The sequence below is a fragment of the Shinella sp. WSC3-e genome (assembly GCF_945994535.1).
Lineage (GTDB): Bacteria > Pseudomonadota > Alphaproteobacteria > Rhizobiales > Rhizobiaceae > Shinella > Shinella yambaruensis.
The window spans coordinates 1,441,046-1,463,395 of record NZ_OZ000530.1; the positions used below are offsets into that span (position 1 = coordinate 1,441,046).

The 22,350-nt window shown below is 66.5% G+C and carries 23 protein-coding genes and 1 tRNA gene; 10 read left to right on the forward strand and 14 right to left on the reverse strand.

Annotated elements, in window-relative coordinates:
* Position 1: 1 nt before the first annotated feature.
* From AABF56_RS07310 to AABF56_RS07340, 7 genes are all read right to left on the reverse strand, one after another.
* Positions 2-781, reverse strand: coding sequence for a TatD family hydrolase (locus tag AABF56_RS07310; protein WP_272805432.1), 780 nt, complete (start codon positions 779-781; stop codon positions 2-4).
* A complete protein-coding gene (metG, locus tag AABF56_RS07315; RefSeq protein WP_272805433.1) occupies positions 782-2,332 on the reverse strand; it encodes a methionine--tRNA ligase in 1,551 nt (516 codons plus the stop codon). It abuts the gene before it with no gap.
* Between the two features lie 77 nt (positions 2,333-2,409).
* Positions 2,410-3,441, reverse strand: coding sequence for a DNA polymerase III subunit delta' (locus tag AABF56_RS07320; protein ID WP_272805434.1), 1,032 nt, complete (start codon positions 3,439-3,441; stop codon positions 2,410-2,412).
* Positions 3,438-4,121: a dTMP kinase gene (gene tmk, locus AABF56_RS07325; protein WP_272805435.1), complete on the reverse strand. Its 684-nt coding sequence runs from the start codon at positions 4,119-4,121 to the stop codon at positions 3,438-3,440. Before tmk ends, AABF56_RS07320 begins: the two co-directional genes overlap by 4 nt.
* A 108-nt stretch (positions 4,122-4,229) precedes the next feature.
* Positions 4,230-5,393, reverse strand: coding sequence for a D-alanyl-D-alanine carboxypeptidase family protein (locus tag AABF56_RS07330; RefSeq protein WP_272805436.1), 1,164 nt, complete (start codon positions 5,391-5,393; stop codon positions 4,230-4,232).
* Positions 5,394-5,470: 77 nt separating this feature from the next.
* Positions 5,471-6,487: a septal ring lytic transglycosylase RlpA family protein gene (locus AABF56_RS07335; protein ID WP_272805437.1), complete on the reverse strand. Its 1,017-nt coding sequence runs from the start codon at positions 6,485-6,487 to the stop codon at positions 5,471-5,473.
* Positions 6,488-6,689: 202 nt separating this feature from the next.
* Complete coding sequence (locus AABF56_RS07340) at positions 6,690-6,905, reverse strand: hypothetical protein (protein WP_244765509.1); 216 nt, start codon at positions 6,903-6,905, stop codon at positions 6,690-6,692.
* 253 nt (positions 6,906-7,158) lie between these two features.
* Here AABF56_RS07340 and AABF56_RS07345 point away from each other — a divergent pair, with 253 nt between their 5' ends.
* From AABF56_RS07345 to AABF56_RS07360, 4 genes are all read left to right on the forward strand, one after another.
* Positions 7,159-7,920, forward strand: a complete 762-nt coding sequence (locus AABF56_RS07345; RefSeq protein WP_272805438.1) for a hypothetical protein — start codon at positions 7,159-7,161, stop codon at positions 7,918-7,920.
* A 105-nt stretch (positions 7,921-8,025) separates the two neighbouring features.
* Positions 8,026-9,504 carry a D-alanyl-D-alanine carboxypeptidase gene (locus AABF56_RS07350; protein WP_272805439.1) on the forward strand — a complete coding sequence of 493 codons (1,479 nt, stop codon included), beginning with the start codon at positions 8,026-8,028 and terminating at the stop codon, positions 9,502-9,504.
* A gap of 165 nt (positions 9,505-9,669) precedes the next feature.
* Complete coding sequence (locus AABF56_RS07355) at positions 9,670-9,942, forward strand: hypothetical protein (RefSeq protein WP_272807460.1); 273 nt, start codon at positions 9,670-9,672, stop codon at positions 9,940-9,942.
* Between the two features lie 61 nt (positions 9,943-10,003).
* The gene (locus tag AABF56_RS07360; RefSeq protein ID WP_272805440.1) at positions 10,004-11,020 is read left to right on the forward strand and encodes a helix-turn-helix domain-containing protein; all 1,017 of its coding nucleotides are present in this window, start codon (positions 10,004-10,006) and stop codon (positions 11,018-11,020) included.
* Here the strand turns inward: AABF56_RS07360 and AABF56_RS07365 are convergent.
* The 3 genes from AABF56_RS07365 to AABF56_RS07375 all read right to left on the reverse strand — a co-directional run bounded on the left by AABF56_RS07365 (position 11,007) and on the right by AABF56_RS07375 (position 14,039).
* Positions 11,007-12,041, reverse strand: coding sequence for an alpha/beta hydrolase family protein (locus AABF56_RS07365; protein ID WP_272805441.1), 1,035 nt, complete (start codon positions 12,039-12,041; stop codon positions 11,007-11,009). The two genes, AABF56_RS07360 and AABF56_RS07365, sit on opposite strands and share 14 nt — an antisense overlap.
* Positions 12,042-12,124: 83 nt before the next feature.
* Positions 12,125-12,562, reverse strand: a complete 438-nt coding sequence (locus AABF56_RS07370; protein ID WP_272805442.1) for a DUF1489 family protein — start codon at positions 12,560-12,562, stop codon at positions 12,125-12,127.
* A 76-nt stretch (positions 12,563-12,638) separates the two neighbouring features.
* Positions 12,639-14,039, reverse strand: coding sequence for an L-serine ammonia-lyase (locus AABF56_RS07375; protein WP_244765503.1), 1,401 nt, complete (start codon positions 14,037-14,039; stop codon positions 12,639-12,641).
* A gap of 576 nt (positions 14,040-14,615) precedes the next feature.
* Between AABF56_RS07375 and AABF56_RS07380 the strand changes: the two genes are divergently transcribed.
* The 3 genes from AABF56_RS07380 to AABF56_RS07390 all read left to right on the forward strand — a co-directional run bounded on the left by AABF56_RS07380 (position 14,616) and on the right by AABF56_RS07390 (position 16,896).
* A complete protein-coding gene (locus tag AABF56_RS07380; RefSeq protein WP_272805443.1) occupies positions 14,616-15,305 on the forward strand; it encodes a DUF599 domain-containing protein in 690 nt (229 codons plus the stop codon).
* A 93-nt stretch (positions 15,306-15,398) separates the two neighbouring features.
* Positions 15,399-16,418, forward strand: coding sequence for a DUF1624 domain-containing protein (locus tag AABF56_RS07385; protein ID WP_272805444.1), 1,020 nt, complete (start codon positions 15,399-15,401; stop codon positions 16,416-16,418).
* 4 nt (positions 16,419-16,422) lie between these two features.
* Complete coding sequence (locus AABF56_RS07390; protein WP_272805445.1) at positions 16,423-16,896, forward strand: methyltransferase family protein; 474 nt, start codon at positions 16,423-16,425, stop codon at positions 16,894-16,896.
* A gap of 7 nt (positions 16,897-16,903) precedes the next feature.
* On the opposite strand, the gene AABF56_RS07395 is transcribed toward AABF56_RS07390, so the two are convergent.
* Both AABF56_RS07395 and mgtE read right to left on the reverse strand, forming a co-directional pair.
* Positions 16,904-17,290: a MerR family transcriptional regulator gene (locus tag AABF56_RS07395; RefSeq protein ID WP_244765499.1), complete on the reverse strand. Its 387-nt coding sequence runs from the start codon at positions 17,288-17,290 to the stop codon at positions 16,904-16,906.
* A 117-nt stretch (positions 17,291-17,407) separates the two neighbouring features.
* Positions 17,408-18,838 carry a magnesium transporter gene (mgtE, locus tag AABF56_RS07400; RefSeq protein ID WP_244765498.1) on the reverse strand — a complete coding sequence of 477 codons (1,431 nt, stop codon included), beginning with the start codon at positions 18,836-18,838 and terminating at the stop codon, positions 17,408-17,410.
* A 304-nt stretch (positions 18,839-19,142) separates the two neighbouring features.
* On the opposite strand from mgtE, the gene AABF56_RS07405 reads away from it, so the two are divergent.
* Positions 19,143-19,637, forward strand: a complete 495-nt coding sequence (locus AABF56_RS07405) for a peptide deformylase (RefSeq protein WP_272805446.1) — start codon at positions 19,143-19,145, stop codon at positions 19,635-19,637.
* A gap of 102 nt (positions 19,638-19,739) precedes the next feature.
* Positions 19,740-19,988: a DUF982 domain-containing protein gene (locus tag AABF56_RS07410; RefSeq protein ID WP_272805447.1), complete on the forward strand. Its 249-nt coding sequence runs from the start codon at positions 19,740-19,742 to the stop codon at positions 19,986-19,988.
* A gap of 92 nt (positions 19,989-20,080) precedes the next feature.
* On the opposite strand, the gene AABF56_RS07415 is transcribed toward AABF56_RS07410, so the two are convergent.
* Positions 20,081-20,165, reverse strand: a tRNA-Leu gene (locus tag AABF56_RS07415).
* Between the two features lie 194 nt (positions 20,166-20,359).
* Here AABF56_RS07415 and lipB point away from each other — a divergent pair.
* Positions 20,360-21,106, forward strand: a complete 747-nt coding sequence (gene lipB, locus AABF56_RS07420) for a lipoyl(octanoyl) transferase LipB (protein WP_244765495.1) — start codon at positions 20,360-20,362, stop codon at positions 21,104-21,106.
* On the opposite strand, the gene AABF56_RS07425 is transcribed toward lipB, so the two are convergent.
* On the reverse strand, positions 21,079-22,323 hold the full coding sequence (locus tag AABF56_RS07425) for a hypothetical protein (protein WP_272805448.1): 1,245 nt from the start codon (positions 22,321-22,323) through the stop codon (positions 21,079-21,081). The genes lipB and AABF56_RS07425 overlap by 28 nt on opposite strands.
* Positions 22,324-22,350: the final 27 nt, after the last annotated feature.

The window sequence follows — 22,350 nt, forward strand, 5'->3', positions numbered from 1 at the left end:
GTTACACCCGCGGCATCTTCGAGAAGATGCGGAAGGCGTTTTCGGTGGTGATGCGGGCGATATCGTCCTCGCTGACGCCGACGGTCTCCGCCAGCACGGCGGCGGTGTGCGCCACATAGGCCGGCTCGTTGCGTTTTCCCCGATAGGGTTTCGGCGCGAGGTAGGGTGCGTCGGTCTCGACCAGCATGCGCTCCGGCGGCACGGTTTTCGCGATCTCGCGCAGCTCTTCCGATTTCGGGAAGGTCAGGATGCCGGAGAAGGAGACGTAGCCGCCGAGCGCCACGCCGGTGCGGGCAAGCTCCGGGCCGGAGGAGAAGCAATGCAGCAGGAAGGGAAAGGCCCCCTTCCCCGTTTCCTCGGTCAGGATCGCCGCCATGTCCTCGTCTGCCGAGCGGCTGTGGATGACCAGCGGCAGGCCGGTTTCCCGCGCGGCGGCGATGTGGTTGCGAAGGCCGATGGCCTGGGCCTCGCGCGGTGCATTGTCGTAGAAATAGTCGAGCCCCGCCTCGCCGATCGCCACGACGCGCGGGTGCTTCGAGAGTTCGACCAGCTCCGAGACCGGAATGTCGAGCTCCTCGTCCGCATTGTGCGGATGGGTGCCGACCGAGCAGAAGACGGACGGGTATTTTTCCGCGATCGCCAGGATCGCGGGGAATTTCTTCACCCGCGTCGAGATGGTGATCATCTGCGTCACCCCGGCCGCGTGCGCCCGCGCGACGATAGCGTCGCGCTCCGCTTCGAAGTCGGGGAAATCCAGATGGCAATGGGTATCGATCAGCATTTACGCCTCGGGCGCGACGTAACGCGGGAAGACCGGGGTGGGCGCTTCCAGCGGCGTGCCGCTGACGAGGCGGCCGGCTTCGCCGAGCGCCGCGAAATCGCGCTTTTCGACGGGCGCGGCGACGAGATCGAGCAGCTTGCGGCCGGATTTCGGCATGAAGGGCTGAAGCAGGATTGCGATCTGCCGCACGACTTCCGCCGTCACATAAAGCACGGTGCCCATGCGGACAGGGTCGGTCTTCTTCAGCGCCCAGGGCGCTTCGCCGGCGAAATAGCGGTCGGCCTCGGAGACGACGGCGATGATCGCGGCCAGCGCCTTGTGGATCTGCTGCCTGCCCATCTCCTCGCGGGTGATGGCGTGCAGCGCATCGACGGAGGCGAGCATGGCGCGGTCTGCGTCGGAAAGGTCGCCGCACTCCGGCACCTTGCCGTCGCAGTTCTTGACGATCATCGACAGCGAGCGGCTGGCGAGGTTGCCGATGCCGTTGGCGAGGTCCGAGTTGATGCGGGTCGCGATGCCCTCCTCGCTATAGCTTCCGTCCTGGCCGAAGGAGACCTCGCGCAGGAAGAAGTAGCGGATCGGGTCGAGGCCGAAATGGTTGACGAGGTTGACCGGGTCGACCACGTTGCCGAGCGACTTCGACATCTTCTCGCCCTTGTTGAGCAGGAAGCCGTGGGCGAAGACGCGGCCCGGCAGCGGCAGGCCGGCAGACATGAGGAAGGCCGGCCAGTAGACGGCGTGGAAGCGGATGATGTCCTTACCGATGATGTGGATGTTCGCCGGCCAGTATTTGGCGCGCGGCCCCTCGGGATCGGTGAGATAGCCGGTCGCGGTGACGTAGTTGGTCAGCGCGTCGACCCAGACATACATGACATGCGCCGGGTCGTCCGGAACCGGAATGCCCCAGTCGAAGGTGGTGCGCGAGACCGACAGGTCCTTGAGGCCGGACTTGACGAAGGAGATCACCTCGTTGCGGCGCTCGGCCGGGCCGATGAAGTCCGGATTGTCCTCGTAATGCTTCAGCAGCCTGTCCTGGTAGGCGGAAAGGCGAAAGAAGTAGCTCTCCTCCTCCACCCATTCGACGGGCGTGCCCTGCGGGCCGTAGCGCACGCCGTCGTCGCGCGTCTCCGTCTCGTTTTCCTGGTAATAGGCCTCGTCGCGCACGGAATACCAGCCGGCATAACCGCCCTTGTAGATGTCGCCATTGGCGGCCATGCGGCGCCAGATCTCGGCGCAGGCCTCGTAGTGGCGCTCTTCCGTCGTACGGATGAAGTCATCGTTCGACGCATTAAGAAGAACGGCCATATCCTTGAATTCTTTCGAATTCCGATCGGCAAGATCGCGCGGAGAAATGCCTTCCTTGCGCGCCGTCTGCTGCATCTTCTGGCCATGCTCGTCCGTGCCGGTCAGGAAGAACACGTCGCGCCCGTCCAGCCGCTGGTAGCGCGCCATGGCATCCGTCGCGATCAGCTCGTAGGCATGGCCGATATGCGGCTTGCCGTTCGGATAGGAAATGGCGGTCGTGATATAGAAACGGGACGTATCGGTCATGGCAGCGTTCTGTCTTCGGTTGTGCAATGCCGCAAGGTATTAGACCATGCGGGCGGCAAGGGAAACAGCAAGTTCGCTTAAAGCGCGGCGCGGATGTCGTCGAGCACGGTGATGATCGTCTGCTTGCGATCGAGATTGTAGCCTTGCGCTATGGCGATGCGCTCGCCGAGCTGCGAGGAGAGGTGGGCGAGGCGGTCGGCGCGGGCCAGGTCACCGGAAAGGGCGGCGTTGCGGGCTGCATCCGTCACGAAATCGGTGGCATGCTGGCAGAAGAAGGAGAAGACCGTGTCGCTGTCCTTCGCCGAAAGCACGTCGGCGAGCTTGTGCACGTCGCGGCGCGGCGGCTCGGCCGGCGCCTCGACGATGGTGCGGAAGGCCTCCACGATGTCGAAGCCGCCGTAATTGGTGAGCTTCAGCGCTTCGGAGACGCTGCCATGGGCGGCGGCAAGCACCTCCCCTGCCCGCGGGCCAGCGGGCGATGCGCCGAGGCTGCCGAGGGCGGCGGCGAGATCGTCCTGCGACAGCGGCGACAGCGCCAGCGGCAGGCAGCGCGAGCGGATGGTCGGCAGGAGTTTACCGGGAGCGTGCGTGAGCACGAGGAAGAGCGAGCGCTTCGGCGGCTCTTCCAGGATCTTCAGGATGGCGTTGGCGGCGTTGCGGTTGAGGTCGTCGGCGGGATCGATGATGACGATGCGCCAGTTGCCGGTGCCCGATGTCTGCGCCAGGAATTTTCCGGCCTTGCGCACCTCGTCGACCGTGATGAAGGCCTTCACCTTGCCGGTCTTCTCGTCCACCGGGCGGGTGAGATGCAGGAGATTGTGCGAGGCGCCGGCGGCAAGCTGCCGGGTGACCGGCGAGGCGGGCGACGGATCGGCGATCGTCTCCGGCGCCTCGGCGGGTTCCGGATGGTGGAGAACGTGGTTGGCGAAGCGGAAGGCGAGCGTCGCCTTGCCGATGCCGTTCGGCCCCTCGATCAGGATGGCGTGATGCCCCTTGCCGGAGCGATAGGAGCGCGCGAGGAAAGCCTCCGCCTCGGCATGGCCGAAGAGTTTCGTCTGTTCGGCGGGATGCACCGCGCCGTCGAGAATACCGGGCCGCTCCTCGCTCACGAGACGTGCTCCGGATCCAGCCGGCCGTGGGCGGTGATGGGCAGCAGCGGCTCGACGAGAGCGAGCACCTCTGCGGCGATGGCATCCTGGGCCTGCGTCGCATCCACCACGCGGCAGCGCAGCGGCTCACGCTCGGCGATGTCGAGAAAGGCCTCGCGGCGCTTTTCGTGGGTCTCCAGCTCTTCCTTCTCGAAGCGGTCGGGCGCCTCGCTCTCGCCCGCGCCGCGCTTGCGGGCGCGCTCCAGGCCGATGGCGGCGGGCAGGTCGAAGATGATCGTGCAATCGGGCACGACGCCGTTGACGGCAACGCGCTCCAGCGCCTCGAGGAAGGGCTGTTCGAGATTGCCGGTGATGCCCTGGTAGACGCGCGAGGAATCCATGAAGCGATCGCACAGCACGACCGTGCCGGCGGCCAGCGCCGGACGGATGACCTCCTCGACATGGTCGCTGCGCGCGGCGGCGAAGAGCATCGCCTCCATGCGGATGCCATAGGGTTCGGCGGCGCCCGAGAGGAGGACGTGGCGCACCGCCTCCGCGCCCTTGGAGCCGCCCGGCTCGCGCGTCATCAGCACGGTGAGGCCGCGCGCGCGCAACGCGTCGGCCAGAAGCCGGATCTGCGTCGACTTTCCGGCGCCCTCGCCGCCCTCGAACGTGACAAACAAACCCGGTGCGGCCGACAAATCCTGTTTCCGTTTTTACGCGCGATATCCGGCAGGGCCGGGATGACTCGGGACACTACTAACCCATGTTTCCGGCCGGCGAAACGCTTTTCGCCCTGCTCCACCCCGTCAGATCCAGAAGAAGAACAGTTCGATCAGCGCATCGAGCGCGCGGGCGCGCAGCGTGCCGACGCCCACGCTTCCCGCCGTCTCCACCGGCACCTCGCGCAGAAGCTGCTTGTCGTTCCAGATCTTCAGCATGCCGACCGCCTGCCCCGGCGTCACCGGCGCGCGCACCGGCCAGTTGTAGACGACGCGCGCGACGAGGCGCTGCGAATTGTCCTTCGGCAGGAACACGTCGACCTGCTCGCCCGCGACCAGCGGCACCGTCGAGGCATCGCCGCCATAGACGCTCGCATCGGCGATCGCTTCGCCCTCCTTGAACAGCGTGCGGCGTTCGAAGGAGGAGAGCGCCCATTCGATGATGCGGCGGGATTCGTCGATACGCGCCTTGTCGCTCTCCATGCCGCCCATGGCGAGCACGAGGTGCTTGCCGTCCCGGTTGACCGCCGCGACGATGGAGTAGCCGCCCTCCTCCGAAAACCCGGTGACGAAGCCGGTGACGCCGATATTGAGCGCCAAGAGCGGATTGCGGTTGCGCTGCTTGATCTTGTTCCACTCGAATTCCGGCTCGAGATAGTAGCGCATGTGCTGCGGATAGCGCGTCTGGAGGTGCCGTGCGAGCGCCACCATCTCGCGCATCGTCACCGTGTTGCCGGGGTTCGGCAGGCCGGTCGCGTTGGCGAAGCTCGATTTCTCGAGCCCGAGCGCCCGCGCGTCCGCCGTCATCCGCTCGGCAAAGGCCGTCTCCGAGCCGGCAAGGCCTTCGGCGAGGACGATGCAGGCATCGTTGGCGAACTGCACCGTGACGCCGCGGATGAGGTCTTCCACGCGCGGCGTCGATTTCAGGGCGGCGAACATGGTGGAGGTGCGCGACGGCGCCCCGCCGGTGCGCCAGGCATATTCGGTGACGGGATAGGTCGTGTCGAGCGTCGTCTCGCCGCTTGCGAGCGCCTTGAAGACGCTCGCCATGGTCATCAGCTTGGCGAGCGAGGCGGCCGGCACCGCCTCGTCTTCGGCGCGTGCGAACAGCACCGTGCCGGTTTCCGCCTCGATGAGGTAGACCTGCTTCGCCTTGACGTCGAAACCGACCTGCGGCGCGGCCGACTGGGCGAACGCAAGGCTTGCGACGGACAGCAGGAGGATAAGGGCGGCGAAAAGGCGGCGATGCATGGCGACTCCGGATGTCGTCACACTCCCACAGCCGCCCGCATGGCGCAAACGGCTTCGGGAACGCGGGCGATCGGCGATCAGCCCGCGTTGCCGGCCAGCGCCGAGAGCGGCGTCAGCCTGCCGTCGATCGTCAGGATGGCATCGAAGGCGCCGGCGGCATCCCGCACGCGCTCGTCCGCATAGGCGGCGGCATAGCTCGGATCGGCGGAAAGCTGCGGCACGACGTTCGGCCGCTCGATCGGCAGCGGACCGATCTCCGGCAGCATGACGAACTGTTCCATCGCCTGGAAGGCCTCGCTTGCCGGCGTGGTCTTGGCGAGCGCCGTCATCGTGCTCTCGGCCGGCACGGTCAGCACGCCCTCGCCCTGGCCGACGCCCGGCAGCGCGCTGTTGTCGGCCGAGGCCACCATGACGCCCGTGGCGATCTGCCCGCCCGGATCGACCGCCGGAACGCGCGAGCCCTTGGTGACGTAGGAGGCCATGAGATAGGGCATGTCGTTGCCCTCGAGCGGCGCCTTGCCGACATATTGCACGCGCACCTTGGCCGTGCCGGTGCGCTTCATGTCGAGGAGGTCGGCGGTCTTGGAGGAAACGTCGATCACGCGGCCTTCGTGGAACGGGCCGCGGTCGTTGACGCGCACCACGACGGACGTACCGTTCTCCATGTTGGTCACGCGCGCATAGCTCGGCAGCGGAAAGGTCGGATGGGCGGCGGAAAGATGGTACTTGTCGTAGACTTCGCCGTTCGCCGTCCTGCGGCCATGGAAGGCGGAACCATACCAGGAGGCAAGACCGGTCTTGTTGTAGCCCGGCTCCTCCTTCGGCTGATACCACTTGCCGCGAACCTGGTAGGCCTTGCCGACCTGGTAGCGGCCGCCGCCCTTCGGCACGGCCTGCCCTTCCTCGACGACGCGCGGGCTCGCCTTCACGCCATATTCGGACTCGGCGAAGAATTCCTTGCTGCGCACCTTCTTCTTCGGCGCCGGCGTCGTCGTCGCACAGGCGGCAAGGCCCGCGCAGACCAGAGGAATAGTGAGCAACCTCAGGCCCTTGCCGAACCGGGTCGCGTTCTTCTCGAAGTTTTTATGTCCCACGCCGCTATTGTCCCCGACGGTGTGCCAGCCAACTGCCTTGCCCCTGCAAGCCGGCCGTCAATGCCACTCAGTAAATAACAGTCCGTTAATCATGCCAATAAGATGGCAAAATTGCGAACGGATGGAAGCCCCGTGGCGAGCTTCCATGATTCATGGTTTCCGGATGGTTAAGCGCAAGGCGCTTTCATCGCCGTCTTCAACGTCACGAGGCCGGAACCTGCAGCACGTCGAAGAGTTGCTCCGGGTCGCGTACGCCGTGTCGATAGAGCGTGATGATCGACCGGGCGAGCGACCGCGCGCGGGCCTCGTCGAGGCCGGGAGTGTTTGTTGCCGCCAATCGGGTGAAGACACGCTGCAGGACGACGAGGTCCTGCGGCTCGAATATGCCGATATGCGCGGGGTCTCGAAGCACGTCCATGGCTGCCTCCCCTGTTCCGCATCCAGCCGGCATGATTGCTGTCGGGTGCAGACGCGATTCTAGGAGCAGAATGCGTCAGCAACAAGTCGGGAAATCTTGCAGGACCGGCCCCGCGGCCCTCGCAGGGCATGACGCGCCGGCCCTTTCTCGACCGCCCGATCTCAACCAAAAATTAACCCTGTTCGCAGAGGCTCCGCACAGGGTCGAAGCACCGGGAAAGCCGAGTCAGACCGGGCCATCGAGGGTGGAAGAGATGACAGCGGCAACGACCGGCAACGACGAACACGCCCCCCTCATCTCCCATCGCCTGCTGACGCGCCTGACGATCGGCGTCGCCGTGCTGGCGAGCCTGACGGTGGCGATCAGCGTCGCCGGCCGCATGCTCGGCGAGCGCATCGCGCAGGCGGGGCATACGGAAAGCGCCGAGCTCGTCGACGTGGTCATCGGTCAGGACCAGATCCGGCTTCCCGCCAACACGATCCGCTTCGAGGAGCAGCGCCAGACCGGGCGCACCGAACGGGTCGACCTTTACCTCACCTGGCCGGAAATGCAGGGCTATTCCAATGCGCAGCGCAGCCGGTTCAACGATGCCAGCCGGCCGGAAGGCCTGGTTTTCCTCAATCTTTCGCAGAGCACCATGTCGAAGGACATGTCCGGCCGGCTGGAGCCGATCTACAGCCACCTTTTCGGCGACGAGCCCGGGCCCGGCCCTGCCGGCCTCACCCTGCGGCGCCTGAAGGAGAACTCCGGTTACGGCGACGAAGTGTTCTTCACGGGCACCCTGCCGGACGGCACCGGCTATGCGGTGCGCTGCATGATTCCGGCCGACGAAACGCAATCGACCAGCGCCGATTGCCAGCGTGATATCCACATCGGCCGGGATCTTTCCGTGCTTTACCGTTTTTCGAGCAGACTTTTGCCGCAGTGGCAGGCCATGGAGGCGCGCATTCGCGACTATCTCGGCCGCTCGCTCATCCGCAACGGCCGCCCCTCGTCCACCGGCTTCGGCCGATAAAACACCGCTAACCTCAGAAACCAATGATTCATCATAAACCGATTGGTAACGCTATCTCGCTACTGTGCCGGAAATGGTCGATCCGGGCGGTCAGGTCCGGACAGCATGTGCAATCCGAGAATGAAGAGTAACGTAGTGTCCCGTTCCGTATTCCTCGATTTCCTCCCCCGCTCCTGCCAGGCATTTGCCACTGCGGCGAAAGGTCTGGTGATGATCGGAATGGTCGCCACCGTCGCGGTCGCCACCCCGGCCGAAGCCAATCCGAAATATTCCGGCATCGTCATCGACGCCAAGACGGGCAAGGTGCTCTACAGCGAGGATGCGGACGCGCTGCGCTATCCCGCCTCGCTCACCAAGATGATGACGCTCTACCTCACCTTCGAGGCGCTGGAGGCCGGGAAGATCCGCCTCAACACCCGCGTCCCCTTCTCCAAGAACGCCGCGAGCGAACCGCCGACGAAGCTCGGTGTCGGCGCCGGCAATTCGATCACCGTCGAACAGGCGATGCTCGGCCTCATCACCCGCTCGGCGAACGACGCCTCCACGGCGCTCGCCGAATTCCTCGGCGGCTCGGAAGAGCGCTTCGCCCGCATGATGACGCAGAAGGCGCGCGCGCTCGGCATGACGCGCACCGTCTACCGCAACGCCAACGGCCTTCCCAACACGGCACAGGTGACGACCGCCCGCGACCAGGCCCGCCTCGGCATCGCGCTGCGCCAGCACTTTCCGCAATATTACGATTATTTCTCCGTCCGCAGCTTCCGCTTCGGCAAGCAGACGATCAACGGCCACAACCGGCTGCTCGGCACCGTGCGCGGCGTCGACGGCATCAAGACCGGCTATACCCGCGCTTCCGGCTACAACCTCGTGACCTCGGCCGTGGCCGACGGGCGCAGCGTCGTCGGCGTCGTCATCGGCGGCCGCTCGGGCGCTGCCCGTGACCAGCAGATGCGCAAGCTCATCGCCACCTACATGCCGAAGGCCTCGCGCCGCGGCGGCGGCAACCTGATCGCCGAAACCAAGGATGCCCCGACGCTGACTGCCGAGGTCGCCGGCAAGGCGGTCACCGCATCGGTTTCCGGCAGCCTCGACCTGCCGGAGAACGGCCCGATCCCGACCTATCGCTACAATGAGGCCCGCATCGAGACGGCCTATGCCGCCACGTCGGACGCGGCTTCGGAAGTCGTCGGCAAGCGCGCCCTCGCCGCAACGCTGAAGATCCAGCGCGACGCGGCCGTGCCGCCGGCGGACCTGACCGAACAGGGGGATGCGGGCGGCGCCGTCGACGAGCTGACCACCTCCTCCACCGTTGCCTCGCTCGCCACGGATGCCGTGCCCTCGGGCTGGGTCATCCAGATCGGCGCGACGCCCGACAAGGGCCAGGCACAGGACCTGCTTTCCAAGGCGAAGAACCAGGGCGGCAAGGCGCTTTCCAGCGCGCAGCCCTTCACGGTCGCCGTCAACAGCGGCAGCCAGCAGCTGTTCCGCGCCCGCTTCGGCGGCTTCGACAACCAGGACCGCGCGACGGCCGCCTGCAAGGCGCTGAAGCGCAAGGGTTTCGCCTGCTGGGCCAGCCAGCAGTAAGAACGACCGGACGCGCCGAACCACCGGCGCGCTCCCTCAAATCTCGCCTTGCGCCAGCACAGTCACCGGACAGGTAGTGCATCCCGGGACTGCGGAGCAAGGCAGGCGGAATGTCGCGAAAGCGGCTCTGCCATCCTCGATTGGGTAATGCGTACGAGGCAGATCATGGCGATGAACGAGAACCTGTTCGATGCTCCCCCCGCAGCCGGCGCGGAAAAGCGCAGGTCGCTGAAGGGCACGCTCCACCCGCTGCACGAGGCAGCGATGCGGATCGCGGATATCGGGCTCGGCCGTTCGCGCAACAGGACGAAGGATCTCGTCGGCATGCTGCTCGCCCATGGCGCCAGGGCTTGGCGCTCGGGCCAGCCGGCCGCCGGGATCCATCTCCATGTCGGCGTCAGCGAGTGCCGCCATCCGGTTCGCCTGCGCCTGCGCTGAGGGTCGCCTGAACCGGCGACGCGCCCCTTGCAAAGGGGCCTGACATCCGCTGTGCAGGACCATGCCGGCAATTCCGCTTCCCTTCATCATCGCGCTGCTGCTCGCCGTCCTTCTCCTGAAGCTGGTGCTGCTGCGCCAAACCGCGCTGCGGCCTGCCATCGGCTTCGTCGCCGCCTGCATGGTCGTCGCGTTCGCGGTCGGCGCCCGGTGGTCGTTCGACGCGCCGTTCGTGCGCTTTCTCCAGCCCGTCCTTGCCGCCGCGCTGCCGCCGATCGCCTGGCTCTGCTTCACAGCCGGGCACACCGAGCGCGGCAGGGCCCGCTGGCTGCACCTGCTGCCGGTCGCCCTTGCTCTACTCTTGTCCGCCACCTGGCAAGTCTGGCGGTCGCCGGTCGACCTGCTGCTCGCGCTTCTCTATGTCGGCTACGGGCTCGCCCTGCTGCGCCTCGCCAGGGCCGGGCCGGACGGCTTTGCCGCAGCGCGGCTGAGCGATACGGCCCGGGCCGAGAATGCGGCGCGCATGGCGGGCGGCACGCTCGTCGTGTCGGCGCTGGTCGATCTCCTCATCGCCGTCGATTTCGGCCTTTACAGCGGCGACCATGCCGCGCTGATCGTGGCCGCCGGCAACATTCTTCTCCTGCCCGTCCTCGCCTACGCCGTCGCCACCATCGGGCGCAGCCTGCCGGCGGACGCTGCCGGCGAGACGGCCCCTGCCGACCTGCCGCGCGCGCCGACGGAAGACGACAGCCGCATCGTGGAGGCGATCGACCGGCTGATGCGCGAGAAGGAACTCTTCCGCGACCCCGACCTCACCCTGAACCGGATCGCGCGGCGTGCCGGCCTTCCGCCCCGCCAGATCTCGGGCGCCGTCAACCGCCGCGAGAACCGCAACGTCTCGCAGCTGGTCAACGGCTACCGCATCGAGGCGGCGAAGCGCCTGCTGGCGGAGACGGACCTGCCGGTCACCGCCGTGATGTTTGAGGCCGGGTTCCAGACCAAGTCGAACTTCAACCGGGAATTCCTGAAGGCCACCGGCCGGAGCCCGAGCGACTATCGTCGCGCACCTACGGCAGGCTGACGGCCAGGAAGGCGAGGATGCGATCGGCAACCTCGCGGTGGATCGCCGCGCGGCCGCGGATGCCGCCATCCTTGCAGACGATGCCGTCGCCGGGCGTTTCCGCCTCGATCCTCTCCGCCGCGCCCGGCTTGCAGACCTGCAGGAAGCTGAAATGCATGGCGTCGGGGATGACGACATAGGTGCTGCTCGCCGCCGGAAGCGCCCTTGCGAGGTAGCCCGATTCCCGTTCGGCCGGCATGTCGCCGATATCGGTGCCCGCCGCGATCACCAGGGCCGGCACGCGAAGGGCCGCAAGGCTTTCCGGAGAAAAACCCCGCGCCAGGCCGAGATCGAGCGAAACGAAAGCGCCGATGCGCGGATCGCCGAGCTCGCCCTCGAGCTTCTGGCGGCCGGCACCGGTGCCGTCCAGTCCGAGTTCCACCGTAAGGCTGCAGGCACGCGGGCTCGTGTTCATCGTGCAATCCGCCGCGAACCGCTCCGCATCGAACCGCGCGCCGGCAAGGGCCGCGGCCGTCCAGCCACCGAGCGAATGGCCGATGACGGCAATGCGGTCGGCCGCGATGCGATCGGCGATGTCCCCGTCTTCCAGCAGCGCGTCGATGAGCCGGCTGAGGTCGCGTGGCCGTTCCCAGGGTTTCGCCGCCTCGGCCGCGCTCCTGTCGAAGGTCGTGGTGCCGGGATGGTCCGGCGCGGCGACGATATAGCCGCGCGCGACGAGTTCGCCGGCGAGCCAGCTCAGATTGCGCCAGCTTCCGCCATAACCGTGCGACAGCACGACGAGCGGGTGCGTGCCCGCGCCGATCCCGGCATCGCGGATCGCGGGAACGCCCAGAAAGGCGGGGTTCTCCGCGACGGGAGCCGCTTTTCCGGTATCGGATGTCGGATACCAGACGACCGCGAAGAGCGCGCGTCCCTCCGGTGACCCGGCGATCCTGATGTCGCGGACGCCGAGCGCGCCGGCATTGCAGGATGTTGCGGCGCCGGCGAGAAGCGTGGCGGCAAGGAAGAGTGTTTTCAGCATGGAAGCCTCGTTGGTTGAACGAGGCCGGGATGCGGCAAGCCGTCGGGGAAAGAGACCTGAAACGCGATCGAGGACGTCGGATTTCAGAGAAGGCCGAGTTCGGCGAGCTCGCGCCGCAGTTCCAGCGGCAGGTCTGCCGTGCCGTCGCCCATGTTCATGAGGTCGCGCGGCGCGTCGTCTTCCGTCAGGTAGCGCCAGCCCTGGAAGGCGCGGCGCGGCTGCAGCTCGGTCTCGACGACCTCCGGCCCGAGCACCAGCTCGCAGCGCGAAATGCCGTCGGCATCCGTGAAGGTCTTGATGCCGAGGAGGCGTTGGCGTGCCTGCACCTGGCCCTTGATCACCCAGTAGAGCGAGCCGCCGTCGAGCAGGTCCCGGTCGCGCTTGGGCACCATGCGGGTAATGTGGCTCGAATGCGGTTCCATGCCCGCGGCGATCGCGATCAGCGAGCGTTCGGACACCCATTCGCGCAGGTCCTCGATCGAGTCCGCGCCGACACAGAGTTTGATGAGATGCAGGGCCATGCCCCTTTGAACGCTCTTGCGGCGGCCCGGTCAAGGGGCCGCCATGTCGCACTCCACAGCGTTCGCGGCGAAAGCCTCAGCACTCCACCACATTGACGGCAAGGCCGCCGGTGGAGGTTTCCTTGTATTTCTCGTTCATGTCGACGCCCGTCTGGCGCATCGTCTCGATGCAGGCGTCGAGCGGCACGAAATGCACGCCGTCGCCCTTGAGTGCGAGCGAGGCGGCCGTCACGGCCTTCACCGCCCCGAGCGCGTTGCGCTCGATGCAGGGCACCTGCACGAGACCGGCAATGGGGTCGCAGGTCATGCCGAGATGGTGCTCCAGCGCGATTTCCGCGGCGTTCTCCACCTGCTCCGGCGTGCCGCCCATCACGGCGGCAAGCCCGGCGGCGGCCATGGCGGAGGCGGACCCCACCTCCCCCTGACAGCCGACTTCGGCGCCCGAGATCGAGGCATTGTGCTTGATGATGCCGCCGACGGCAGCCGCCGTCAGCAGGTAGTCGCGGATGCCGTCCTGGTCGGCATCCTCGTGGAAATGCAGGTAGTAGCGGATCGTCGCGGGCACGACGCCCGCCGCGCCGTTGGTCGGCGAGGTGACGACGCGCCCGCCCGCCGCATTCTCCTCGTTGACCGCCATGGCATAGACGGAGAGCCAGTCGTTGGCGAGCAGCGGGTTCGCCTTGTTGGAGCGCCACTCCTCCTGCAGCTTGTCATGGATCGAGCGGGCACGCCGGCGCACCTTCAGCCCGCCCGGCATGATGCCCTCGTTCTTGAGGCCGCGGTCGATGCAGCTCTTCATCGCGCCCCAGATGCGGTCGAGGCCGGCATCCAGTTCCTCGCGCGACATGGTGGCTTCCTCGTTGGCGCGCTTCATCTGGGCGATCGTCATGCCGGAGCGCTCCGCCATTTCCAGCATCTGCTTGGCCGAGGCGAAGGGGAACGGCACCTTCTTGTCGCCTGCCTTCGCCTTGCTGGCGCGCATCTGCTCCAGTTCGGTGTCCGTGACGACGAAGCCGCCGCCGACGGAATAGTAGATGCGCTTGAGGAGCAGCCGGTCGTCGCGGTCATAGGCCGAGAAGGTCATGCCGTTGGCATGGCCGGGCAGCGGGTTCTTCTTGTCGAAGATCAGGTCGTCCTTCGGCCGGAAGGCATAGCCGGGATGGCCGGGCGGCGTGATGCGGCCTGTGCGCTCCACCTCGGCGACGATGGCGTCCATGCGGTCCGGATCGACCGAATCGGGCCGCTCGCCCATCAGGCCGAGGATGACGGCGCGGTCGGAGCCGTGACCGACGCCGGTATAGGCGAGCGAACCGTGCAGGCTCATGCGGATCGTCGCGACCTGCGCGCCCGACGGCCGCGGCCAGTCGGCGGAGAGGATGAGGTCGAGAAAGCGGTTCGCCGCCGACATCGGTCCCATCGTGTGGGAGCTCGACGGCCCGATCCCGATCTTGAAAACATCGAATACCGAAAGAAACATGGTCCGGACTTCTCCCTTGCCTCGGCAGGCGCTCTGATACCTGAAGCTACGTCATCACGCGGCGCACGTAAGGCGATCTCCCGACATCGGGTTTTACCTGCGCGACATGCCGCTTCCAACAGCCCTCGAAACAAAAACAGCGCGCTTCGCGGGGAAGCACGCTGTTCATGTAAGGATGACGGGCTGGTGTTTTCAGATGCCGCCGAAAAGATAGGCGATGACCAGAACTGCGCCGAAACCGAGGACTGCGCGGGCGGTGACGCCCCAGCAGGATTTCTGAACGGTACTTTCCATGATTTCCCCGAATGGAAGATGTCGTTGCAACGGCCGCGGCGGCCCTGCATGGCGGTCTGTTTAATGAAGATTTCATGAAACCGCAATCGCCAAAAATGGCGAAACCAAGGCGTCCCGATCATAGGAGCCCCGCGCCAGGCGCATGACATGTCGCAAAATCAGACGGTTGGGCGGCGCAGCCGCGGCAGCGGTCCGCCGCCTTTTCGCCCAAGGTCTGAACGGGCCCGGGCCGCCGTCCCGGCGACGCTTGCAAAATGCCGAATCCGTGGCACAACGCTTGCCATGAGCACACCGGATTTCGTCGCCCTCGCCCTCTTCCTCCTGCTGTGGACGGGATATTCCTGGATCACGGAGCGGGCGAAGCTCTTCGATCGCGTCAGCCTCACGCGGGCGATGAGCTCGCAGCGCGCCGTCTGGATCCGCAACGCGATGCACCGCGACCTGCGCATGATCGACACGCAGATCATGGCCGGCCTGCAGAACGGCACGGCCTTCTTCGCCTCCACCTCGATCCTGGCGCTCGGCGGCTGTTTCGCGCTGCTCGGCGCAACGGAGCAGGTCTTCGCCATTTTCAGCGACCTGCCGCTGGTCTTCCAGGGCAGCCGCGCCGGCTTCGAGCTGAAGGTCGGCGGGCTCGCGGGCATCTTCGGCTATGCCTTCTTCAAGTTCGGCTGGTCCTACCGCCTCTTCAACTACTGCACGATCCTGCTCGGCGCGATCCCGATGAGCGGCGACATCCACAAGGACCCGGCCGGCGCCGACCTTGCCGCCGACAAGGTCATCCGCATGAACATCCTCGCGGCAAAACACTTCAACATGGGGCTGCGCGCCATCTTCCTGTCGATCGGCTATCTTGGCTGGTTCGTCAGCCCCTATCTCTTCATCGCGACGACGGTCAGCATCATCGTCGTGCTCGTGCGCCGGCAGTTCTATTCCGAAGCGCGCCTCGCCGTTCTCGAACGGCTCGACTGACATCCCCCCGGCGGCCACCTTTCGGCCATCCGCCCGGCGCAAGCTTGGCGTGACATTCTCCCATGGACCAAAGCAATGCGGCGACCCCGACCCATGACGACGACGGTGATTGACGGCAATGTGGCAGGAGAAGGCGCGGTACCGCGCCGCCTTCCGCGCATCCCGCTGATCGACCAGCTCCGTGCCCTCGCGCTGATCGCCATGGCGGTCTACCATTTCACCTGGGACCTCGGCTTCTTCGGCTATATCGAGCCGGATACGGCGACGACCGGCGGCTGGAAGATCTTCGCGCGGCTGATCGCCGGCTCCTTCCTGTTCCTCGTCGGCTTCAGCCTGGTGCTCGGTCATGTCCAGGGTTTTCGCGCAAGGCCCTTCCTCGTCCGCCTCGGAAAGATCGGGCTGGCGGCGGCGGCGATCACCCTGGCCACCTGGTTCGCCTTCCCGGAGACCTTCATCTTCTTCGGCATCCTGCATGCCATTGCCGCGGCGAGCCTCGTCGGCCTCCTCTTCCTGCGCCTGCCGCTCGTCGTGACGCTGCTTGCCGCCGCCGCCGCCGTCGCAGCGCCCTTCTATCTGCGCGCGCCGTTCTTCGATCACCCGGCGCTCTGGTGGGTCGGGCTTTCGGTCGACATCCCGCGCTCGAACGATTATGTGCCGCTGCTGCCCTGGATCGCCCCGGTGCTCATCGGCATCGTGCTCGGCAGGCTCTTCGTCGCAAGCCCGCTTCCTGAGCGGCTCGCCGGCTTCGGCGGTCAGACGAAAGTCTGGTGGAAAAGCCTTCTGGAGACGGCCGGTCGCCACAGTCTCGCCATCTACCTTATCCATCAGCCCGTGCTGATCGCACTGGTCTACGGTTTTTCCCTCGTGGTGCCCGCGCCTTCAGCCGATCCCGTCGTCGGCTATACGAAGAGCTGCATGCGCGCCTGCGAAAGCGAGCGCGGCGACGGGTTCTGCCGCAGTTTCTGCGGCTGCACGCTGGACCGGCTGACGGAAGAGAACCTGCTCACCGACCTCGCGCGCGGTGCGATCGACGTGACGAAGGACGAGCGCATCGCCGCGATCTCGTCGCAATGCACGATGGATGCGGAAACGAAGACCGACCTGAAGGAGTAGGATCATGAACGCCTATCGCATGAAGCCACTCGCCTTTCCCTGGCCCCCGCTGATCTACGGCGCGGCGCTCGCGGCGGCCTTCCTGCTCCAGGCGTATTTTCCGCTCGCGGCGGCCGAGACGAACATCTGGATCGCCCGCACGGCCGGCGGCATCCTGATCGTCATGGCCATCGTGCTGGATGTCTGGGCGATGCGCACGCTGCTCGACTGTCACACGACGATCCTGCCGAACCGCTGCTCGACCCATCTCGTGACGTCCGGCCCCTACCGCTTCACCCGCAACCCGATCTATCTCGGCTATACGCTGGCCACCGCCGGCATCGGCCTTGCGGTGCTCAATCCCTGGTGCATCGTGACCGCCATGGTCGCCGCCGTGCTGACGAGCATCGTCGCCATCAAGCGCGAGGAGCTGCACCTGCTCTCGCGCTTCGGCATCGATTTCGAGCGTTATTGCAACGGGACGACGCGCTGGATCTGACGAGGGGTCAGGTGCCGACGCCGATTTCGGCGAGGCGCGTCAGGCAGGCCTCCTCGACATTGTCGAGTTCGGCCAGCGTTTCCTCGATGTCGCGCCGCTTCTGGCGCAGCTCGTCGCGCTTCTCGCTGACCTTCGCCATCAGCATCTCCAGCTGCCCGACCTCGCCCGGCGGGTCCTTGTAGACGCGGATGATGTCGCGGATCTCGGCAATGGTGAAGCCAATGCGCCGGCCACGCAGGATTTCCTGGATGAGGCGGCGGTCGGCCGGGCGGAAGAGACGCGTGCGGCCGCGGCGCTCGGGGTTGATCAGCCCCTCGTCCTCGTAGAAGCGCAGCGTGCGGGTGGAAACCCCGAATTCGCGCGTCAGCTCGGTTATGGTATAAAACTTGTCCACGCCTGCTCCGATCTCGTCTGGGCGGGCATTTTATTGACTTTTACGTATAAGTCAATTTTCGCTCTTTTCGACGTCTATCCCAACGGAAGATCGTGCCATTCGTTCCCCGCAAAAGCCTCAGCGGATGGCGAACCACCATGTCGCGATCCCGAGGAATGCGAAGAAGCCGACGATATCCGTGACGGCGGTCACGAAGACCGCGGAGGAGACGGCCGGGTCCGCCCCCGCCTTGTCGAGGAAGAGCGGAATGGCGATGCCGGCGAGCGCCGCCGCGCTCATGTTGATCAGCATGGCCGCCGCGATGACGCCGCCGATATTGGCATCATGGAACCAGATGCCGGCGACGAGGCCGATCATCAGGCCGAAGGCGAGGCCGTGCAGCAGGCCGACGCCCGCCTCGCGCCGCACGACGCGCCAGGCGTTGTGGATGTCGAGGTTGCGCGTCGCCAGCGCCCGCACGGTGACGGTCATCGTCTGCGAGCCCGCATTGCCGCCCATGCCGGCGACGATCGGCATCAGCACGGCGAGCGCCACGATCTCCTCGATCGTCGCCTCGAAGAGCGAGATGACCGAGGCGGCGACGAAGGCCGTCAGGAGGTTGACGAGCAGCCAGGGCGCGCGCGAGCGCACGGTCTCGATGGTGGTGTCGGACAGTTCTTCGTCACCAACGCCGCCGAGGCGCATCAGGTCCTCCTCGGCCTCCTCCTGGATGACGTCGACCACGTCGTCGATGGTCAGGACGCCGACGAGGCGGCCGTTCTCGTCGACGACGGCGGCGGAGAGAAGGTCGTACTGCTCGAAGAGCTGGGCGGCCTCTTCCTGGTCCATCTCGGCCGGGATCGGATGGTTCGTCTCGCGCATGATCGCCTCGATCTTCGTGCCGCGCTTGGTGCGCAGCACGCGGTCGAGATCGATGGCGCCGAGCAGGCGGAAGGTCGGGTCGATGACGAAGATCTGCGAAAAGCTCTCCGGCAGGTCGGCGTCCTCGCGCAGGTAGTCGATCGTCTGGCCGACCGTCCAGAACGGCGGCACGGCGACGAATTCGGTCTGCATGCGGCGCCCGGCCGTGCTTTCGGGATAGTCCAGCGAGCGGCGCAGGCGGATCCGTTCGGTGAACGGCAATTTGGAGAGGATCTCCTCCTGGTCCTCCTGGTCGAGATCTTCCAGGATGTAGACGGCATCGTCCGAATCCATCTCGCCGAGCGCGGCGGCGATCTGCTCGTTCGGCATGTGCTCGACGATGTCGAGGCGGATCGCCTCGTCGACCTCGGTCAGCGCCGCAAGATCGAAGTCGTCGCCGAGCAGGGAGACGAGCTGGCGGCGCTGCTCCGGCTGGATGGCCTCCAGAAGGTCGCCCATTTCCGATTCGTGCAGCCGCGCGACGTGCCGGCGCAGGAACAGGAGGTCGCGGTCGGCGATCGCCGCGCCGACATGCATGAGGAAGTCCGAGCGGATCGAACCGTCCTCGGCATAGATGTCCTCGCCGTCGAAGGTACTGTGCTCTGCCTGTCCCTGATGGATACGGTCGTCGTCGCCGGTGTCGTCCATCGGGCCGCTCCTTGTATCGGGCTCGTCCCGCCCGGCATGTCGGCGGCGCTGGGACGACAGGGATTGCGTAGAGGGTTGAGGCGCAGCGCGCCGCCGGGCGGATACGCTGCCTTCCCCCCTGCTAAAGCAAAGCGCGCGGCCGGTCCATCTTCGAAAGCGGCAAAAGCCGGCTGGACGCAAAAATTTCGCAAGCTGTTGCAATTTCACGAAAATCACACGAATCGCGACGCCTTGCGCCGGCATGGCGTTTTCCCCCTGCCGCAAACAGGCTAGGAAGGGCGCACAACCGGCGTCCGGAGGCCCCATGGCGATCCTTCCCATCCTCAGCTACCCCGATCCGCGACTGCGCCTGCCCTGCCGGCCGGTCGAGGTCTTCGATGCGCGGCTGGCGACGCTCGCCGACGATCTTGCCGCCACGATGCGGGCCGCCCCCGGCATCGGCATCACCGCCGCCCATGTCGGCATCCTGGAGCGGCTGACGGTGATCGAGCTCGACGGGCCGGGCTCGCTCAAGGCCTATGTGAACCCGCGCATCGAATGGTTCTCGCCGGAAAAGCAGCGCCACACGGAGGGCAGCGTCTCCATGCGCGGCGTGACCGACGAGGTGGAGCGCCCTGCCCGCATCCGCGTCGCCTACCAGGACCTTTCCGGCGCCCCGCGGACAGAGGAGGCCGACGGCCTGCTCTCGGTCTGCCTGCAGCACGAGATCGACCAGCTCGACGGCATCTTCTGGATCGACCGCCTTTCGCGGCTGAAGCGCGAGCGCATCGTCAAGAAGTACGCCAAGGGCAAGGCCTGAACCGAGAAACCCCTCCTGCACGAAGCGGAATCGCCTCGCGATTTTTTTTGGAACCATCGGTCCCGACCCGCATTCTCAAGCGCGAATGAAGGGACGAGACAAATGCCGACCACCCACTGGAACCGAAAACTGGGCATCCTGCTGCCGGGTGCCCTGCGCCCACGTTTCATCGAGGATATCCGCAATGCGATGTACGTCCTGGCCGAGCTCTGGCCGGTGACCTACGGCAAGGCCTACCAGCGGGCGCTTGCCTTCTGCACCCGCGCGCTGGAGGGCCGCACCAGCGCCGCCCGTGCCCGCCTCGCCTTCATCGCGGCGGCGCGGGAAGCCCGCGTGGAAATCGTCGCCTGAGCGAGGGGCGCCGCCGTTCAACACCGTTGGACCGTGTGCGGATCGAAACAGCGAGCAGAAACAAAAAACCCGGCTGAAAAGCCGGGTTTTTTTGGTGCGGTCGAGAAGACTCGAACTTCCACGGGTTGCCCCACAGCGACCTCAACGCTGCGCGTCTACCAATTCCGCCACGACCGCATCGTGGTAGGTGTCGTCTTGCGGCGACGGGGGTGCATGTAGCAAAAGCATTTGGGGTGCACAAGGCCGTTGCGAAAGAAAAATGACGAAAAGCGAACAATTTCAACAGAGCCTGCGCAAGCCCCCTGAAACCCCTGAAATCCTTGCAGGATTGCGCCTATATCTGGCACAAAGGAACGAAAAGGACGGCCATCATGCAGCGTCAGGACATATCCGCTTCCCTTCTCGCCATTCCCGGCTCGCCGCCGGTGCGCTGGCGCGTCGCGCAGGGTCTCGTCGCCTATGACGAGGCGGTCGAAACGATGGAAAGGGAGGCGGCGGCGATCGCGAACGGCGAGGCCGACGAACTCGTCTGGCTCGTCGAACATCCCCCGCTCTATACGGCCGGCACCAGCGCGGATGCCGCCGACCTCGTGGCGCCCGATCGCTTCCCGGTGTTCTCCACGGGCCGCGGCGGCGAATACACCTATCACGGCCCCGGCCAGCGGGTCGTCTATGTCATGCTGGACCTCAAGCGGCGGCGGCAGGACGTGCGCGCCTTCGTGGCGGCGCTGGAGGAGGTCGTCATTGACGCGCTGTCCTCGATGAACGTTCGCGGCGAGCGGCGCGAGGACCGGGTGGGCGTCTGGGTGCGCCGGCCGGAGCGTCCGCCCCTGCCGGACGGTTCGCCGGCGGAGGACAAGATCGCGGCCATCGGCATCCGCCTGCGGCGCTGGGTGAGCTTTCACGGCTTCTCGCTCAATGTCGATCCGGATCTCGACCATTTCTCCGGCATCGTGCCCTGCGGCATCCGCGGCTACGGCGTGACGAGCCTCGTCGATCTCGGCCTGCCCGTCATGATGAGCGATGTGGATGTGCGCATCCGCGATTCGTTCGAGCATGTCTTCGGCCCCACCGTTTCGGAGGCGGACTGTCAGCCCGTCAGCCTGTCGCAGGCATAGATGATCGCATAGCCGTGCAGGACGATGGCGGCGTAGAGGCCGAAGCCGGCGAGCAGGCGCTGCGGCGCCGTCATCGGGTCGAGCGCCGTGCGCGGCTTCACGCCGCCCCCGCCGATGAGGCTTAGCACGGTGAAGACCGCAAGGCCGGCGATCAGGAGGCCGACCGGCAGGCCGATCCGCCAGCCCACCCAGAGGATCGCCAGCGTCACCAGGAAACTCGCCGAAAGAAGGCCGACGCGGCTCGAAAACACCTGCCGCAGCACCTGCCCGCCGTCGAACCGGTGCATGGGCAGCAGGTTCAGAAGGTTGAAGGCGCCGAGAATCAGCAGGAAGACCAGCAGCACGGCGCCCGAGGAAGGGCCCGCCGCATCGTGCAGCGCGATGAGCGGCGGCACCAGGAAGGCCGGCATGCCGGCGCCCATCAGGGCACAGACCGCCACCTCGAACCGCGAATTGTACGGCCGCCCGCCGACGGCGATGCCGCCGAGCAGCGGCACGAAGATCATGCGCACCCGCTGGTGCCCGAAGGTGCGGTAGGCGGCCATGTGGCCGAGCTCGTGCAGGGCGATCACCACCGTCAGCAGGGTGGACAGCAGGAGGCCATGCGCAGTCAGCCCGAAGAACGGCCAGAGCAGCAGGGTGGAGAGCACCGCGAGGCCGGCCTGCGTCGCCGGGCGCTCCAGCACGCCGCGCACCTCGCCGCTGCCGGTCTCCAGCCATTGCTCGAGCGCCGCCATCTCCCGGCGGAGCTGGATGTAGCGGAAGAGGAGGAAGGCGACGCCGCGATAGCGGTCCGTCTGCTCGACGGTCAGGGCCGTCCCGCCCGGCACCGGGCGCAGCGTGCGCCGCTCCACATAATTGCGCCAGAAGGCGGCATCGAGCGCGCTGTCCTCGATCACCCGCGTTTCGCAGGCGATGTTTTCCGCATCCGCCGCCTCGTTCACCGCCAGCGTGCGGGTGATCGGGTTTCCCCGCCGGTCGGGATGGGAGAAGGTCTGCCGAACCCGGCCGGCCGACAGCCGCTCGCTGGAGACGACCGAAGGGTGCCAGTCCGCCTCGGCGCCGAGCGGGCTGACGAGCGCAGCGAGGCGCGGTGGCGGAGCCTTGAAGATGCGGGTGAGGTGCAGCGTGCGGCGGCCGACCGGCGCGGCGATCAGCAGCCAGATCAGGCCGAGATTGATCGCCAGAAGCAGGATCACCGAAACCGATGTCGACATGCCACCCTCCCCGGCCGTCATGGCAGG

Excerpts from the sequence above, each read along its gene's own strand:
- AABF56_RS07425 (WP_272805448.1), bottom strand. The coding sequence starts at position 22,323 with ATGTCGACATCGGTTTCGGTGATCCTGCTTCTGGCGATCAATCTCGGC.
- mgtE (WP_244765498.1), bottom strand. The coding sequence starts at position 18,838 with ATGGACGACACCGGCGACGACGACCGTATCCATCAGGGACAGGCAGAG.
- AABF56_RS07360 (WP_272805440.1), top strand. The coding sequence starts at position 10,004 with ATGCCGGCAATTCCGCTTCCCTTCATCATCGCGCTGCTGCTCGCCGTC.
- AABF56_RS07310 (WP_272805432.1), bottom strand. The coding sequence starts at position 781 with ATGCTGATCGATACCCATTGCCATCTGGATTTCCCCGACTTCGAAGCG.
- AABF56_RS07370 (WP_272805442.1), bottom strand. The coding sequence starts at position 12,562 with ATGGCCCTGCATCTCATCAAACTCTGTGTCGGCGCGGACTCGATCGAG.
- AABF56_RS07380 (WP_272805443.1), top strand. The coding sequence starts at position 14,616 with ATGAGCACACCGGATTTCGTCGCCCTCGCCCTCTTCCTCCTGCTGTGG.
- AABF56_RS07350 (WP_272805439.1), top strand. The coding sequence starts at position 8,026 with ATGTGCAATCCGAGAATGAAGAGTAACGTAGTGTCCCGTTCCGTATTC.
- AABF56_RS07365 (WP_272805441.1), bottom strand. The coding sequence starts at position 12,041 with ATGCTGAAAACACTCTTCCTTGCCGCCACGCTTCTCGCCGGCGCCGCA.
- AABF56_RS07355 (WP_272807460.1), top strand. The coding sequence starts at position 9,670 with ATGGCGATGAACGAGAACCTGTTCGATGCTCCCCCCGCAGCCGGCGCG.
- AABF56_RS07375 (WP_244765503.1), bottom strand. The coding sequence starts at position 14,039 with ATGTTTCTTTCGGTATTCGATGTTTTCAAGATCGGGATCGGGCCGTCG.
- AABF56_RS07330 (WP_272805436.1), bottom strand. The coding sequence starts at position 5,393 with ATGCATCGCCGCCTTTTCGCCGCCCTTATCCTCCTGCTGTCCGTCGCA.
- AABF56_RS07340 (WP_244765509.1), bottom strand. The coding sequence starts at position 6,905 with ATGGACGTGCTTCGAGACCCCGCGCATATCGGCATATTCGAGCCGCAG.
- AABF56_RS07390 (WP_272805445.1), top strand. The coding sequence starts at position 16,423 with ATGAACGCCTATCGCATGAAGCCACTCGCCTTTCCCTGGCCCCCGCTG.
- lipB (WP_244765495.1), top strand. The coding sequence starts at position 20,360 with ATGCAGCGTCAGGACATATCCGCTTCCCTTCTCGCCATTCCCGGCTCG.
- AABF56_RS07405 (WP_272805446.1), top strand. The coding sequence starts at position 19,143 with ATGGCGATCCTTCCCATCCTCAGCTACCCCGATCCGCGACTGCGCCTG.
- AABF56_RS07410 (WP_272805447.1), top strand. The coding sequence starts at position 19,740 with ATGCCGACCACCCACTGGAACCGAAAACTGGGCATCCTGCTGCCGGGT.
- AABF56_RS07385 (WP_272805444.1), top strand. The coding sequence starts at position 15,399 with ATGACGACGACGGTGATTGACGGCAATGTGGCAGGAGAAGGCGCGGTA.
- AABF56_RS07345 (WP_272805438.1), top strand. The coding sequence starts at position 7,159 with ATGACAGCGGCAACGACCGGCAACGACGAACACGCCCCCCTCATCTCC.
- metG (WP_272805433.1), bottom strand. The coding sequence starts at position 2,332 with ATGACCGATACGTCCCGTTTCTATATCACGACCGCCATTTCCTATCCG.